Source organism: Bacillus sp. 3G2, assembly GCF_044324725.1.
GTDB lineage: Bacteria > Bacillota > Bacilli > Bacillales > Bacillaceae_G > Bacillus_A > Bacillus_A mobilis.
The window spans coordinates 3,597,498-3,613,563 of the sequence record NZ_CP172246.1 but is presented as its reverse complement, the minus strand read 5'-3'; the positions used below and the strand labels follow the sequence as shown (position 1 = coordinate 3,613,563).

Below are 16,066 nucleotides of genomic sequence, written 5' to 3'. Positions count from 1 at the left end.
GAGTATGAGCAATCGAAAAGTTCCGTTACGAAAATGTGTTGCAACGCAAGAAATGAAATCAAAACGAGAGCTCGTTCGCATTGTTCGTTCCAAAGAGGGAGAAGTGTCCATTGATTTAACTGGAAAGAAATCAGGACGAGGTGCTTATTTATCAAAAGATAAAGATAGCATTCTTCAAGCCCAAAAGAAAAATGTTTTGGAACATCATCTAAAAGCGAAAATCGACGGTTCTCTATACGAAGAGCTTCTTGAGCTTGTTGAGAAGGAGTCGAAATAAGTGTCCGATTGGAAATCGTTTTTAGGACTAGCAAACCGGGCTCGGAAAATTATTTCGGGTGAAGAACTTGTTTTAAAAGAAGTACGAAGTGGCAAAGCAAAGCTTGTATTGCTATCTGAAGATGCGTCAGCAAATACTACAAAACGCATCATGGATAAAACGACGTATTACAACGTACCAATGAGAAAGGTCGAAAATCGACAACAATTAGGGCATGCGATTGGGAGAGATGAGCGAGTCGTTGTAGCTGTGTTAGATGAAGGCTTTGCGAAAAAGCTGCGTAGCATGCTCGATACAAATTACCGGGGGTGAAGGTATGAGTAAAATTCGAGTGCATGAATATGCAAAACAACATAATATCTCAAGTAAAGATCTTATGACAAAACTAAAAGAAATGAATATCGAGGTTTCGAATCATATGACAATGTTAGAAGATGAAGTAGTAAATAAATTAGATAATGCGTATCAAACTGAAAAACCTTCTGTTGCAGATGAGTTTGAAGTAGAAGAAAAAGTTGTTCGTAGTAAAAAGAACAGCAATAAGAAAAAGAAAAAAGGCAAAGGAAATGAAGACAAACGTCAAGATAACTTTGCTGGAAGACAACAAACACAAACTGTAGAAACACCAGATAAAGTTACTTTCTCTGGAAGTCTTACAGTAGGTGAGCTTGCTAAAAAATTAAGCAAAGAGCCGTCTGAAATTATTAAGAAGCTCTTTATGCTTGGAATTATGGCAACAATTAACCAAGACTTAGATAAAGATACAATTGAATTAATTGCTACTGATTATGGTATTGAAGTAGAAGAAGAAGTAGTTGTAAGCGAGACTGAATTCGAAACATTCATCGATGAGCAAGATGATGAAGAGAACTTAAAAGAACGTCCAGCTGTAGTTACAATTATGGGACACGTTGACCATGGTAAAACAACTTTACTTGACTCTATCCGTAATTCAAAAGTAACTGCAGGCGAAGCAGGTGGAATTACTCAGCATATTGGTGCATACCAAGTTGAAGTAAATGACAAGAAGATTACATTCTTAGATACGCCTGGTCACGCGGCATTTACAACGATGCGTGCACGTGGTGCGCAAGTAACAGATATTACAATCCTTGTTGTTGCAGCTGATGACGGTGTTATGCCACAAACAGTTGAAGCGATTAGCCATGCGAAAGCAGCTGGAGTACCAATTATTGTAGCTGTGAATAAAATGGATAAACCAGCGGCAAATCCTGATCGTGTAATGCAAGAATTAACAGAATATGAATTAGTTCCAGAAGCTTGGGGCGGAGATACAATTTTCGTACCAATTTCTGCAATCCAAGGTGAAGGAATTGACAACTTACTAGAAATGATTCTTCTTGTAAGTGAAGTTGAAGAATATAAAGCAAATCCAAACCGCTATGCAACTGGTACTGTAATTGAAGCACAGCTTGATAAAGGTAAAGGAACTATCGCGACATTACTTGTGCAAAACGGTACACTTCGCGTTGGAGATCCAATCGTTGTTGGTACTTCATTCGGACGTGTTCGTGCAATGGTAAGTGACATTGGTCGTCGTGTAAAAGTTGCTGGACCATCAACTCCTGTTGAAATTACAGGTTTAAACGAAGTACCACAAGCGGGAGATCGTTTCATGGCATTCGCTGATGAGAAGAAAGCTCGTCAAATCGGTGAATCACGTGCACAAGAAGCGTTACTTGCTCAACGTGGTGAGAAATCTAAATTAAGCCTTGAAGATTTATTCCAACAAATCCAAGAGGGCGATGTAAAAGAAATTAACTTAATTGTGAAAGCAGACGTACAAGGTTCTGTAGAAGCAATGGCAGCGTCACTTCGTAAAATTGATGTTGAAGGTGTTAAAGTTAAAATTATCCATACAGGCGTAGGTGCGATCACAGAATCTGACATCATTTTAGCTTCTGCATCTAATGCAATTGTAATTGGATTTAACGTACGCCCTGATGTGAATGCGAAGCGTACAGCTGAATTAGAGAATGTTGATGTTCGTTTGCACCGTATTATCTATAAAGTAATTGAAGAAATCGAATCAGCAATGCAAGGTATGCTGGATCCAGAATTCGAAGAAAAAGTAATCGGTCAAGCGGAAGTACGCCAAACATTCAAAGTAACAAAAGTTGGAACAATCGCAGGTTGTTACGTAATTGACGGTAAAATTACACGTGATAGTGGCGTGCGTATTATCCGTGATGGCGTAGTAATTTTCGAAGGACAACTTGATACGTTAAAACGTTTCAAAGACGACGTAAAAGAAGTTGCACAAAACTATGAGTGTGGTATTACAATTGAGAGATATAATGATCTTAAAGAAGGGGACATCATTGAAGCGTACATTATGGAAGAAGTGAAGCGATGATTATCGCTTCACTCTCATTCGAGTGTATGATTTACGATGTGCATTCTTTAAAAGAGAAACGAGCAATTTTGCAACGGGTGCTAACTCGTGTGAAGCAGCGTTATAACGTAGCTGTTTCAGAAGTAGGGCATCAAGATGTATGGCAACGTACAGAAATTGCAATTGTTTCTGTATCCTCTAATCGTGTTATTTGTGAAAAAGAAATGAATCGTGTACTTGAGTACATCGATTCATTTCCTGAAATTGAACGTACAATAACACAATTGGAATGGTATTGAATGAGGTGAAGAGTTATGAAATTACGTGCAAACCGTGTAGGCGAGCAAATGAAAAAAGAATTAGGCGACATCATCAGTCGTAAAATTAAAGATCCACGTGTCGGATTTGTTACAGTAACAGATGTACAAGTGAGTGGGGATTTACAAATTGCTACAGTGTATATTTCTGTTTTAGGTGATGAAGAACAGAAAGAAAGTACATTAAAAGGTTTAGCGAAGGCAAAAGGCTTCATTCGTTCAGAAATTGGCCAGCGTATTCGTCTTCGTAAAACACCGGAAATTTCCTTTGAATTTGATGAGTCTATCGGATATGGTCATCGAATTGATACACTTTTACATCAAATTAATAAAGACGATAAACGTGAAGAATAATGGATAGACATTTGTCTATCCATTTTTTCAATGCAAAATAAATTTTGGATAATTACTATGAAAGAATTATGATGAGGTGAACATATATGGAAGGTGTAGTATTATTACATAAGCCAAAAGGCATGACATCACATGATTGTGTATTTAAATTAAGAAAGATATTGCGTGAGAAACGAATTGGTCATACAGGAACATTAGATCCAGATGTAACAGGAGTATTACCTATTTGTGTAGGACGAGCAACGAAGATTGCACAATTTTTAACAAGTGAGACGAAAACATATGAAGGTGAAGTAACACTTGGATTTTCAACAACAACTGAAGATGCTTCTGGTGAAGTTGTTGAAACGAAACATGTAGATCATGTTATTACTCGTAAGGAAGTAGAAGGGGCTCTTGCTGCATTAACAGGTACGATTGAACAAATGCCTCCGATGTTTTCAGCTGTAAAAGTTAACGGGAAAAAATTATATGAATATGCAAGAGCAGGACAAGAAGTTGAACGTCCAGTTCGTACAATTACAATTCATGAATTTGTATTACTAGATGACCGTGAAGTGTTTGAGGGGGAAAATATTTCATTCCGTTTCCGTGTAACGTGTAGTAAGGGAACATATGTAAGAACGTTAGCAGTAATGATTGGTGAAAAACTTGGTTTTCCATCACATATGTCTCACCTTGTAAGAACAGCTTCTGGAGAATTTTTATTAGAAGATTGCATATCATTTGAAGAAATTGAAGAAAACGTGCAAAATGGAACAGTAGAGTCTATCTTCATTTCAATTGATGAAGCATTAAGTAAGTTCCCGAAAATTGTTGTAGATGAAAAGCAAGCAGAGAAAATAAAGAATGGTATGTTCTTAAAAAATGAATTGCAAATAACAGCACCATTTATAACAGTGTTTGATAAAAATGATCGCTGCCTTGCAATTTTTGAGCACCATCCAAAACACCCTGGTATGCTAAAACCGATGAAAGTACTTGTGAATAATCAAGAACTAAAGCTATAATGAATTATTGGAAGGATTATTACAGAAAAAGGTGAATTCAAGCGTGAAACTTATTCATTTAACTCATCCACATGAACAAAATAAATTAGAATTACCACCGACTGTAATGGCATTAGGATTTTTTGATGGCATTCATTTAGGACATCAATGTGTAATTCGAACTGCGAAACAAATAGCGGATGAACGGGGATATAAAAGTGCAGTTATGACATTTTATCCGCACCCATCTGTTGTTTTAGGGAAAAAGGAAGCCCATGCGGAGTATATTACACCAATGTGTGATAAAGAAAAAATAGTCGAAAACTTAGGGATCGATATATTATATGTTATTAAATTTGATGAATCGTTTGCAGGCTTATTGCCACAACAATTTGTAGATGATTATATTATTGGTTTAAATGTAAAGCATGTAGTAGCAGGGTTTGATTATTCATATGGACGTTTAGGAAAAGGAAAGATGGAGACTTTACCATTTCATGCAAGAGGGGAGTTTACACAGACTGTGATTGAAAAAGTTGAATTTCAAGAAGAGAAAGTAAGTTCTACAGCATTACGAAAGTTAATTCGAAATGGCGAAATGGAACAAATTCCATCTATTTTAGGTAGAGCATATACAGTAGGGGGAACGGTTGTACACGGTGATAAACGTGGACGTCAAATTGGTTTTCCTACAGCAAATGTAGGTTTAAGTGATGAGTATCTATTACCACCTGTAGGTGTTTATGCAGTGAGATTAAAGGTTCACGATGAATGGTACGATGGTGTATGTAATATTGGATATAAACCAACTTTTAAAGAAAATGAGCGTCAATTATCTATTGAAGTGCACTTATTTGAATTTAACAAAGACATATATGATCAAAATGTTACTGTAGAGTGGCATATGCGTATAAGAGAAGAGAAGAAATTCAATGGCATCGATGAGTTAGTTGAACAAATCGCAAAAGATAAGAAAACAGCACAAGAATATTTTGCGAACGAAAAGAATATACTTGCTTTTTCAAATGAAAAGTAGTATTCTATGTTATGTACTTTATGACAACCATTGCTTGGCATTGCGACTCACCGACGCTTGCTAGGTAATTGGGGGTTTAATTAATAGGAGGTGAAATAGGATGGCTTTAACACAAGAGCGTAAAAATGAAATCATTGCACAATTTAGAACTCATGAGACTGATACTGGTTCTCCAGAGGTTCAAATTGCTGTCCTAACGGAGCAAATTAACACTCTAAACGAGCACTTACGTACTCACAAGAAAGATCATCATTCACGTCGTGGTCTATTAAAGATGGTTGGTAAACGTCGTAACTTACTAACTTACCTTCGTAATAGCGATATCACACGTTACCGTGAATTAATCACAAAGCTTGGCTTACGTCGATAGTCAAAGAAGCGGGAATATTCCCGCTTTTTTGTTAGGTAAAAATATATCTACTACCCTTTATAGCTTACTTCATTTTCGGTAATACTAGAGGTAGAATATTGTGATATACTATCCATTTACATAGAAGAATTGAATACTTTAAATTGAGAGGGGTACTTAAATGAGTCAAGAAAAGCAAGTCTTCTCGATAGATTTAGCTGGTCGTCAGCTAACAGTTGAAACAAGTCAGCTTGCGAAGCAAGCGAACGGAGCAGTATTAGTAAGATATGGCGATACAGCGGTTCTATCTACAGCAACTGCATCAAAAGAACCAAAAAATGTAGATTTCTTCCCACTTACAGTAAACTATGAAGAGCGTTTATATGCAGTCGGAAAAATTCCTGGCGGTTTCATTAAACGTGAAGGTCGTCCAAGTGAAAAAGCAATTTTGGCAAGTCGTTTAATCGACCGTCCAATTCGTCCACTTTTCGCAGATGGTTTCCGTAACGAAGTACAAGTTGTCAGCATTGTAATGAGTGTTGATCAAGATTGTTCTTCTGAAATGGCAGCTATGCTTGGTTCTTCATTAGCGTTATCGATTTCAGATATTCCATTTGAAGGTCCAATCGCGGGTGCAACAGTTGGTCGTATTAACGGCGAATTCGTTATTAATCCAACAGTAGAACAGCAAGAGCAAAGTGATATTCACCTTGTTGTAGCTGGTACGAAAGATGCAATTAACATGGTTGAAGCAGGAGCAGATCAAGTGCCTGAAGAAACGATGTTAGAAGCAATTATGTTTGGACATGACGAAATTAAACGTCTAATTGCATTCCAAGAAGAGATTGTACAAGCTGTAGGTAAAGAGAAATCAGAAGTGAAACTTTATGAAGTTGACGCTGATCTTAATCAAGCTGTACGTGAAATGTCTGAGAAGGATATGCATTCTGCAATTCAAGTACATGAGAAACATGCACGTGAAGATGCAATTAACGAAGTGAAAAAGCGCGTAATTGAGCATTACGAAGCGCAGGAAGCTGACGCTGATACATTAGGACAAGTAAATGAGATTTTATATAAAATTGTAAAAGAAGAAGTACGTCGTCTTATTACAGTTGAAAAAATCCGCCCAGATGGCCGTAAAGGTGACGAAATCCGTCCATTAGCATCAGAGGTTGGCATTTTATCTCGTACACACGGTTCTGGTTTATTCACACGTGGACAAACACAAGCATTAAGTATTTGTACATTAGGTGCATTAGGCGATGTGCAAATTTTAGATGGTCTTGGTGTAGAAGAATCAAAACGTTTTATGCACCATTACAATTTCCCATCATTTAGTGTTGGTGAAACAAGACCGATGCGTGGACCAGGTCGTCGTGAAATTGGTCACGGTGCACTAGGAGAACGTGCTCTTGAGCCTGTAATTCCATCTGAAAAAGATTTCCCTTATACAGTACGTCTTGTATCTGAAGTTTTAGAATCAAATGGTTCTACTTCACAAGCAAGTATTTGTGGTAGTACTTTAGCAATGATGGATGCTGGTGTTCCACTTAAAGCTCCAGTTGCAGGTATTGCAATGGGTCTAGTTAAAACTGGTGAGCATTACACAATTTTATCTGATATTCAAGGTATGGAAGATCATTTAGGTGATATGGACTTTAAAGTAGCAGGTACAGCAAAAGGTGTAACTGCACTACAAATGGACATTAAAATCGATGGTCTATCTCGTGAAATTTTAGAAGAGGCATTACAACAAGCGAAAGTTGGTCGTGTGCACATTCTAAATCATATGTTATCTGTTATTGCAGAGCCACGTACTGAATTATCAGCTTACGCTCCAAAGATTATTACAATGACAATTAACCCAGATAAAATCCGTGACGTTATTGGGCCGAGCGGTAAACAAATCAATAAAATTATTGAAGAAACTGGCGTTAAAATTGATATTGAGCAAGATGGTACAGTATTCATTTCTTCAATAAATCAAGAAATGAATGACAAAGCTAAGAAAATTATCGAAGATATCGTTCGCGAAGTACAAGTAGGTGAAATCTACGAAGGAAAAGTGAAACGTGTTGAGAAATTCGGTGCTTTCGTTGAACTATTCAGCGGTAAAGATGGATTAGTTCACATTTCTGAACTTGCACTTGAGCGTGTAGGTAAAGTAGAAGACGTTGTGAAGATCGGTGATGTAATTACAGTTAAAGTTATCGAGATTGACAAGCAAGGTCGTGTGAATCTATCTAGAAAAGTATTGCTAAAAGAAGAGCAAGAAAAAGAAGCTGCTAAAGAAGAAAACAAACAAGAGCAGCAATAAGTGAAAGCCAGTTGAACTGGCTTTTTTTGTTATGTAAAAAATATGATTTATATATATTTTTATGTCAGTATAGGTATAGTTTTCATTATAACGCTCAAATTAACAAAGATAAGAAGAAAAAGGTATTTATATAGTTAATGGGAGGGTTTATATGAAAGCTCGTATATTGGCATACATATGTATATTCTTTTTATATGTCAGTGTAGGCTCTTATTCCGTTTTTGCACAGGATAACTTGTATGAAGAAATTCAAAAACATGCAAAACAATATGAGATTGCACCTCAAAATGCGATGATTGATAAAATATGGAAAGCAACACCGGGATATAATGGAAGACAAGTTGATATCGAAGCATCTTATAATAATATGAAGAAGCTAAAGAAATTTGATCAAAAAAATCTTGAATTCAAGGAAGTATCACCGAGTGTTCACTTAAAAGATTTATCACCAGCTCCAATTTATAGGGGACATCCAAATAAAAAGATGGTGGGATTAACAATAAATGTGGCATGGGGAAACGAGTATTTGCCGCGTATATTAGAGATATTGAAAAAACATGATGTGAAGGCGACTTTCTTTTTAGAAGGACGCTGGGTGAAAGAAAATTTGCGATTTGCAAAAATGATTGTCGATGCAAATCAAGAAGTTGGAAATCATTCTTACACACACCCTAATATGAAAACGCTATCGTCTGATGAAATACGAGACCAGTTACAAAAAACAAATCGAATGATTGAAGTTGCTACGAATCAAAAGGTGAGATGGTTTGCTCCGCCGAGTGGAAGTTTTCGGGATGAAGTTGTGAAAATTGCTGATGATTTCCAAATGGGAACGATCATGTGGACTGTCGATACAATTGATTGGAAACGACCTGATCCAGATGTACTATTGCAGAGAGTAATGAGAAAAATACATCCAGGTGCTATCGTATTAATGCATCCAACTTCATCTACAGCAGAAGCATTAGATACAATGATTGCAAAATTGAAGGAACAAGGATATCGAGTAGGGAATATAACAGAATTACTGGATGAAAAACGTGTGGATTAAATACATTTGCATGACATTCATCCTTAAACTTGTTATCATTAAATAATAGCACTTATTTAGAGAAACTGGCAGTAGGAGGAAAGTTTTTGATTAAAAAATATACTTGTAAAAATGGTGTAAGAATCGTTATGGAGAATATACCAACCGTAAGATCGGTTGCGATTGGTATTTGGATCCATGCGGGGTCAAGAAATGAAAATGAAAAAAATAATGGGGTTTCTCACTTTTTAGAACATATGTTCTTTAAAGGGACGGAAACACGTAGTGCACGCGAAATTGCAGAATCATTTGATAGCATTGGTGGGCAAGTGAATGCTTTTACTTCAAAAGAATACACTTGTTACTATGCAAAAGTGCTAGATGAGCATGCTAAATATGCTTTAGATGTATTAGCAGATATGTTCTTCAATTCAACATTTGATGAGGAAGAACTGAAAAAAGAGAAGAATGTCGTATGTGAAGAAATTAAAATGTACGAAGATGCTCCAGATGATATTGTACATGATATGTTAACGAAAGCAACATATGAAACGCATCCGCTTGGATATCCTATTTTAGGAACTGAAGAAACGCTTGATACGTTTACAGGTGATACGCTACGCCAATATATAAAAGATCATTACACACCTGAAAATGTCGTTGTTTCAGTTGCAGGAAATATTGATGAAGCCTTTTTACAAACGGTAGAGCAATATTTCGGTAGTTATGAAGGAACAACAAACCGTGAACAAGTACATAGCCCAATTTTCCATTTTAATAAGGTAGCACGTAAAAAGGAAACAGAACAAGCTCATTTATGTTTAGGATATAAAGGCTTACAAATGGGACACGAAGATATTTATAACTTAATTGTATTAAATAACGTTTTAGGCGGTAGTATGAGTAGCCGTTTATTCCAAGAAGTACGTGAGCAACGCGGGTTAGCCTACTCAGTATTTTCTTACCATTCTTCTTATGAAGATACAGGTATGTTAACGCTGTATGGTGGAACAGGTAGCCAACAATTAGATACACTGTATGACACAATGCAGGAAACATTAGAAACATTGAAAAATACAGGTATTACAGAAAAAGAGCTTATTAATAGTAAAGAGCAATTAAAAGGAAACTTAATGTTAAGCTTAGAAAGTACGAATAGCCGTATGAGCCGCAATGGTAAGAATGAATTGCTACTTCGTAAGCATCGTTCACTTGATGAGATTATTGAAAGTGTAAACACTGTAACGAAAGCCAATGTTGATGAGTTAATTCGTAACATGTTTACAGATGAATTCTCTGCAGCATTAATTAGTCCAGATGGAAAACTTCCAAAAGGAATAAAACTATAATTGCTTTATATAAAGTATGTAAAAATAACCGTATCTCTTTTAAATGAGATACGGTTATTTTTTTGGGATATACAGAATAGGTACTAATTATAGATAACTTACATTCATAACTTCTGTAGGGGGAGAGAGTATGCGATTAAGTGAATTAAGCGGTAAAGAGATCGTAAATTTAGAAAGAGCAGAAAAAATGGGGGTTCTAGGTTATGTGGATTTAGAAATTGATGAGAAGGATGGGCAAATACAGGCTCTTATCATACCAGCTGGAAAATGGGGAGGTTTTAAAAAGGAACCACAAGAAGTAAGAGTCACGTGGAGCCAAATTAAGAAAGTAGGGCATGATATGATCCTTTGTGATATTACAGATCGTCCAAATTCGAAGTGAAAGATGGCCATTTTGGTCATCTTTTTTTGCGCATTGCCCGTAAAAGCTCACAAGAATCGAGCTTTTACGGGCAATCAATTTCCTACGTAATGTCCTCTCATATGCGGAATTTTGAGGGGAGGTCTTTCTGCATACAAAGAGCGGGATCAATCATGTGTGCTTTTTGTTTTTCAATCACCTAAAACTCGTACATTACATATGATGTGGAGGAAAAAGAAAAAGTAGGCACTTTTCTTATAAATGACAGAAAAAGAAGGTGAATTAGGGAATGTTGACTGAGATGCATATTGCTGTCATAGGAGGAGATGCAAGACAGCTAGAAGTAATTCGCAAGCTAGTTGAATTGGATGCGAAACTTTCATTGATAGGGTTTGACCAGTTAGATCATGGCTTCACAGGGGCAGCAAAAGAAAGTATACAAAATTTAGATTTCACTTCTGTAGATGCAATTATTTTGCCAGTTGCAGGTACAAATGCCAAGGGAGAAGTAGATACTATTTTTTCAAACGAGAAAGTTTCTATAACGAAAGAACAAATTGAAAATACACCAGAACACTTTACTATATATTCAGGTATTGGCACGCCTTACTTGGAAAATCTCGTATCTACTACAAACCGAAAACTTGTTAAATTATTTGATCGTGATGATGTGGCAATCTACAATTCTATTCCAACTGTAGAAGGTACATTAATGATGGTAATTCAACATACCGACTATACAATTCATGGTTCCAATGTAATGGTTTTAGGATTTGGTAGAACAGGGATGAGTGTTGCCAGAGCATTTCAATCATTAGGAGCCCATGTCAAAGTTGGAGCAAGACGATCGGAACATATTGCACGTATTACAGAAATGATGTTTTCTCCTTTTCATATGCAAGACATAGAGAAAGAAGTAGGGAATATCGATATTGTCATTAATACAATTCCGCATCTCGTTGTGACAGCGAATGTCATTTCAAAAATGCCAGCTCATACGTTAGTAATTGATTTAGCTTCTAAACCAGGTGGTACCGACTTTAGATATGCGGAAAAAAGAGGAGTCAAAGCGCTGTTAGCACCTGGATTACCAGGTATTGTTGCTCCGAAAACAGCAGGACAAATTTTAGCGAACGTTCTTTCTCAGTTACTAGCAGAAGATGTAATCGCAAGAAAGGAGAATGGGGAATGAATTTAAAAGGGAAAAGAATAGGATTTGGTTTTACTGGTTCACATTGTACGTACGAAGAAGTAATGCCTCATTTAGAAAAATTAATTGCTGAGGGAGCAGAAGTACGTCCCGTTGTTTCTTACACTGTTCAATCAACAAATACGAGATTTGGAGAAGGGGCAGAGTGGATTAAAAAGATTGAAGAAGTAACAGGATTTAAAGCAATTAATTCCATCGTTGGCGCAGAACCACTAGGACCTAAAATTCCACTAGATTGCATGGTAATTGCACCGCTAACTGGCAATTCTATGAGTAAATTTGCAAATGCAATGACAGACTCTCCAGTATTAATGGCAGCGAAAGCGACGCTAAGAAATGGCAAGCCTGTCGTATTAGCTGTTTCGACGAATGATGCTTTAGGGCTTAATGGAGTAAATCTAATGCGCCTAATGGCAACAAAAAACATCTATTTTGTTCCATTCGGTCAAGATGCACCAGAGAAAAAACCGAACTCAATGGTAGCTCGCATGGAGCTGCTGGAAGATACAGTATTAGAAGCGCTGCAAGGGAAGCAATTGCAACCGGTTGTCGTAGAAAAATTCAGATATATGAATTAAAAAACGAAAAAAAACGGACAATTTTTGATGAAACCATCATTCTTACTGTAGAATATGATAAAATTAACGTTATTAAGATTAGAAGGGGTATTGTATACTCCTTCTGATTCTAAGTTATAGAAGGATTGGTATCTAGAAAGGGGCATAGTGATGGAAAAGCAAAAAACTTTTCATGTCGCTGTAGTTGGAGCAACCGGCGCAGTTGGTGAACAAATGTTAAACACTTTAGAGAAACGAGAATTTCCAATCGGGAAGTTAACGTTACTTTCATCTAAACGATCTGCAGGTAAGAAACTTGTATTTAAAGGCGAAGAATTTACAGTTCAAGAGGCAACTCCTGAAAGTTTTGAAGGAGTAGATATCGCACTATTTAGTGCTGGTGGATCTGTATCAAAACAATTAGCGCCAGAAGCAGCAAAGCGCGGTGCGATTGTTGTTGATAATACAAGTGCATTCCGTATGACAGAAAACGTGCCACTTGTTGTACCTGAAGTAAATGAAAACGACTTAAAAGAACATAATGGTATTATTGCAAATCCAAACTGTTCTACAATTCAAATGGTAGTAGCTCTTGAGCCAGTTCGTCAGCAATATGGTTTAAAACGAGTAATCGTTTCCACATATCAAGCTGTATCAGGTGCTGGTGCGGCAGCGATTGAAGAACTTCATGAACAATCACAAGCAATCTTAAATGGTGAAGAAGTGAAGGCAAATGTTTTACCTGTATCAGGTGATAAAAAACATTTCCAAATTGCTTTCAACGCGATTCCACAGATTGATAAATTCCAAGATAATGGATTTACGTTTGAAGAAATGAAAATGATTAATGAAACGAAAAAAATTATGCATATGCCAGAGCTAGAAGTAGCGGCAACATGTGTACGTTTACCAGTTGTATCAGGTCACTCTGAGTCTGTTTACATCGAAGTAGAAAAAGAAGGTGTAACAGTAGAAGAATTCAAAAACTTACTTGCAAATGCAGAAGGTATTGTACTGCAAGATAATCCAGAAGAGCAGTTATATCCAATGCCAGCTACTGCAGTAGGTAAAAATGAAGTATTCGTTGGAAGAATCCGTAAAGATTTAAATAACGATAAAGGATTCCATCTTTGGGTCGTATCTGATAACTTATTAAAAGGCGCTGCATGGAATTCTGTTCAAATTGCAGAGCGCTTAGTAAAATTACAATTAGTGTAAACGGCTAAGAGAAGGTGCAAAATATGAAAATTATTGTTCAAAAATTTGGTGGCACATCCGTACGTGATGAAAATGGACGTAAGCATGCGCTTCATCATATAAAAAAATCGCTAGATGCGGGTTATAAAGTAGTTACTGTCGTATCTGCTATGGGCCGTAAAGGTGAACCATATGCAACTGATACTTTGTTAAGTCTTGTAAATCAAGAGGAATCTCGCATTTCTAATCGTGAGCAAGATTTATTATTATCATGCGGAGAATTAATCTCAGCAATCGTTTTTTCTAACATGTTAAATGAGAATGGTATAAAAGCAGCGGCATTAAATGGTGCACAAGCTGGTTTTGTAACAAATGATGATTTTACGAATGCTAAGATTATTGAAATGAATTGCGATCGTATACATGAAGAGCTAGAAAATCTAGATGTAATCGTCGTTACAGGATTCCAAGGACAAACGAAAAAAGGTGATACGACAACACTTGGACGCGGAGGTAGCGATACTTCAGCTTCAGCTTTAGGTGTTGCGCTTCATGCTGAATATATCGATATCTTCACAGATGTAGAAGGTGTTATGACTGCGGATCCTCGCATTGTAAAAGATGCACGTCATCTTCAAACGGTAACGTACAATGAAATTTGTAATATGGCATATCAAGGTGCAAAAGTCGTTCATCCACGTGCAGTTGAAATTGCGATGCATGCGAAAGTACCACTTCGTGTACGTTCTACGTATTCTGATAGTGAAGGTACGCTTATTTCAGCATCGGATGGTGCGACAAAAGGCCGTGATGTAGAAGAACGTCCTGTTACAGGTATCGCTCATGTATCAAATGTGACGCAAATTAAAGTGCTTGCAAAAGAAACAGCATATGATTTACAACAGCATGTGTTTAAAGAAATGGCAAATGAAGGAATCAGTGTCGATTTAATTAACATTTCACCTACTGGGGTAGCTTATACGGTGAGTGATAGTGTATCAATTCGTGCAGTTGAATTATTAAAAAAACTTGGATATGAGCCAATTGTGACAGAGCATTGTGCAAAAGTATCTATTGTAGGAGCTGGAATGGCAGGGTACCCAGGGGTTACTGCGAAAATCGTTACAGCTTTAGCGGAAAAAGGTATTCAAATTCTGCAATCGGCAGATAGCCATACGACAATTTGGGTTCTTGTAAAAGAAACTGATTTAGTGGAGGCTGTAAATGCATTACATAGTGCGTTTGAGCTTTCAAAAGAAAAGCAACTGGAACAATAAGGAGTGAGACCATGATAGATTTTGGGACAATTGCAACCGCGATGGTAACTCCGTTTGATAAAAACGGAAATATCGATTTTGCAAAGACAACGAAATTGGTAAATTATTTAATAGATAACGGTACAACAGCAATCGTGGTAGGAGGAACGACAGGCGAATCTCCTACATTAACTTCAGAAGAAAAAGTAGCGTTATATCGCCATGTCGTATCTGTTGTCGATAAAAGGGTGCCCGTAATCGCTGGAACAGGTAGCAATAATACGCATGCTTCTATTGACTTAACTAAAAAGGCGACAGAAGTTGGTGTTGATGCAGTAATGCTAGTAGCACCGTATTATAACAAACCGAGTCAAGAAGGAATGTATCAGCACTTTAAAGCAATTGCTGAAAGCACGCCGCTTCCGGTTATGCTATACAACGTTCCAGGACGATCTATTGTACAAATCTCCGTTGATACAGTTGTTCGTTTATCAGAAATAGAAAACATTGTTGCGATTAAAGATGCAGGCGGCGATGTGTTAACAATGACAGAAATCATTGAAAAAACAGCGGACGACTTTGCGGTATACAGCGGTGATGACGGTTTAACGTTACCAGCTATGGCAGTTGGAGCGAAAGGTATCGTTTCTGTAGCATCTCATGTGATTGGAAATGAAATGCAAGAAATGATTGCAGCATTCCAAGCAGGGGAATTCAAGAAGGCGCAAAAATTACATCAATTACTTGTAAGAGTAACGGATTCATTATTTATGGCGCCAAGTCCAACGCCAGTAAAAACAGCGTTACAAATGGTTGGATTAGATGTAGGTTCTGTACGTTTACCACTTCTTCCATTAACAGAAGAAGAAAGAGTAACGTTACAATCTGTTATGCAATCTATCTCTCGTTAATAAAAAATGACCTAGTGTAGAACTAGGTCATTTTTTATTTGTATGAAAATCTTTGCTGCTCTTTTCTTACCTACATGAATACTTATAAGATTATTAACCGCTTTTTCATTATGTATTGCAATGTGTATAAGAAAATAATAGTACCCTTTTAAAAGGATCAAAAAATCATAGTTATTATAGAATAAATATTTGTATAA

Annotated in this window: 17 protein-coding genes; all 17 read left to right on the top strand. The window is 36.8% G+C overall.

The window, feature by feature from the left end; translation table 11 throughout:
* The first annotated feature begins 4 nt into the window (after positions 1 to 4).
* Complete coding sequence (gene rnpM, locus ACHZK0_RS18410) at positions 5 to 277, top strand: RNase P modulator RnpM (RefSeq protein ID WP_262740378.1); 273 nt, start codon at positions 5 to 7, stop codon at positions 275 to 277.
* On the top strand, positions 278 to 589 hold the full coding sequence (locus ACHZK0_RS18405; RefSeq protein ID WP_001286520.1) for a YlxQ family RNA-binding protein: 312 nt from the start codon (positions 278 to 280) through the stop codon (positions 587 to 589).
* A gap of 4 nt (positions 590 to 593) precedes the next feature.
* Complete coding sequence (infB, locus tag ACHZK0_RS18400; protein ID WP_262740377.1) at positions 594 to 2,654, top strand: translation initiation factor IF-2; 2,061 nt, start codon at positions 594 to 596, stop codon at positions 2,652 to 2,654.
* A complete protein-coding gene (locus tag ACHZK0_RS18395) occupies positions 2,651 to 2,932 on the top strand; it encodes a DUF503 domain-containing protein (RefSeq protein ID WP_000582364.1) in 282 nt (93 codons plus the stop codon). Before infB ends, ACHZK0_RS18395 begins: the two co-directional genes overlap by 4 nt.
* A 15-nt stretch (positions 2,933 to 2,947) precedes the next feature.
* Positions 2,948 to 3,304: a 30S ribosome-binding factor RbfA gene (gene rbfA / locus ACHZK0_RS18390; protein ID WP_000776444.1), complete on the top strand. Its 357-nt coding sequence runs from the start codon at positions 2,948 to 2,950 to the stop codon at positions 3,302 to 3,304.
* A gap of 86 nt (positions 3,305 to 3,390) precedes the next feature.
* On the top strand, positions 3,391 to 4,314 hold the full coding sequence (truB, locus tag ACHZK0_RS18385) for a tRNA pseudouridine(55) synthase TruB (protein ID WP_395760796.1): 924 nt from the start codon (positions 3,391 to 3,393) through the stop codon (positions 4,312 to 4,314).
* A gap of 43 nt (positions 4,315 to 4,357) precedes the next feature.
* Positions 4,358 to 5,329, top strand: coding sequence for a bifunctional riboflavin kinase/FAD synthetase (gene ribF, locus ACHZK0_RS18380; RefSeq protein ID WP_262740376.1), 972 nt, complete (start codon positions 4,358 to 4,360; stop codon positions 5,327 to 5,329).
* Positions 5,330 to 5,429: 100 nt separating this feature from the next.
* The gene (gene rpsO / locus ACHZK0_RS18375; RefSeq protein WP_001229392.1) at positions 5,430 to 5,699 is read left to right on the top strand and encodes a 30S ribosomal protein S15; all 270 of its coding nucleotides are present in this window, start codon (positions 5,430 to 5,432) and stop codon (positions 5,697 to 5,699) included.
* Positions 5,700 to 5,859: 160 nt separating this feature from the next.
* Positions 5,860 to 7,998 (top strand): polyribonucleotide nucleotidyltransferase, encoded by a 2,139-nt coding sequence (pnp, locus tag ACHZK0_RS18370; RefSeq protein ID WP_097816845.1) that lies wholly within the window; start codon positions 5,860 to 5,862, stop codon positions 7,996 to 7,998.
* A gap of 151 nt (positions 7,999 to 8,149) precedes the next feature.
* Entirely contained in the window at positions 8,150 to 9,049 is a 900-nt protein-coding gene (locus ACHZK0_RS18365) for a polysaccharide deacetylase family protein (RefSeq protein WP_262740375.1), read from the top strand.
* An 86-nt stretch (positions 9,050 to 9,135) separates the two neighbouring features.
* Positions 9,136 to 10,377 (top strand): M16 family metallopeptidase, encoded by a 1,242-nt coding sequence (locus ACHZK0_RS18360; RefSeq protein WP_000593004.1) that lies wholly within the window; start codon positions 9,136 to 9,138, stop codon positions 10,375 to 10,377.
* A 130-nt stretch (positions 10,378 to 10,507) separates the two neighbouring features.
* The gene (locus ACHZK0_RS18355) at positions 10,508 to 10,759 is read left to right on the top strand and encodes a YlmC/YmxH family sporulation protein (protein WP_060631972.1); all 252 of its coding nucleotides are present in this window, start codon (positions 10,508 to 10,510) and stop codon (positions 10,757 to 10,759) included.
* Positions 10,760 to 11,027: 268 nt separating this feature from the next.
* Positions 11,028 to 11,930 carry a dipicolinic acid synthetase subunit A gene (dpaA, locus tag ACHZK0_RS18350; RefSeq protein WP_000954736.1) on the top strand — a complete coding sequence of 301 codons (903 nt, stop codon included), beginning with the start codon at positions 11,028 to 11,030 and terminating at the stop codon, positions 11,928 to 11,930.
* Positions 11,927 to 12,526, top strand: a complete 600-nt coding sequence (dpaB, locus tag ACHZK0_RS18345; protein ID WP_001049480.1) for a dipicolinate synthase subunit B — start codon at positions 11,927 to 11,929, stop codon at positions 12,524 to 12,526. Before dpaA ends, dpaB begins: the two co-directional genes overlap by 4 nt.
* A 150-nt stretch (positions 12,527 to 12,676) precedes the next feature.
* Positions 12,677 to 13,723 (top strand): aspartate-semialdehyde dehydrogenase, encoded by a 1,047-nt coding sequence (gene asd / locus ACHZK0_RS18340; RefSeq protein ID WP_061678191.1) that lies wholly within the window; start codon positions 12,677 to 12,679, stop codon positions 13,721 to 13,723.
* 23 nt (positions 13,724 to 13,746) lie between these two features.
* On the top strand, positions 13,747 to 14,979 hold the full coding sequence (dapG, locus tag ACHZK0_RS18335) for an aspartate kinase (RefSeq protein ID WP_395760795.1): 1,233 nt from the start codon (positions 13,747 to 13,749) through the stop codon (positions 14,977 to 14,979).
* 11 nt (positions 14,980 to 14,990) lie between these two features.
* Positions 14,991 to 15,869 (top strand): 4-hydroxy-tetrahydrodipicolinate synthase, encoded by an 879-nt coding sequence (gene dapA, locus ACHZK0_RS18330; protein ID WP_395760794.1) that lies wholly within the window; start codon positions 14,991 to 14,993, stop codon positions 15,867 to 15,869.
* Positions 15,870 to 16,066: the final 197 nt, after the last annotated feature.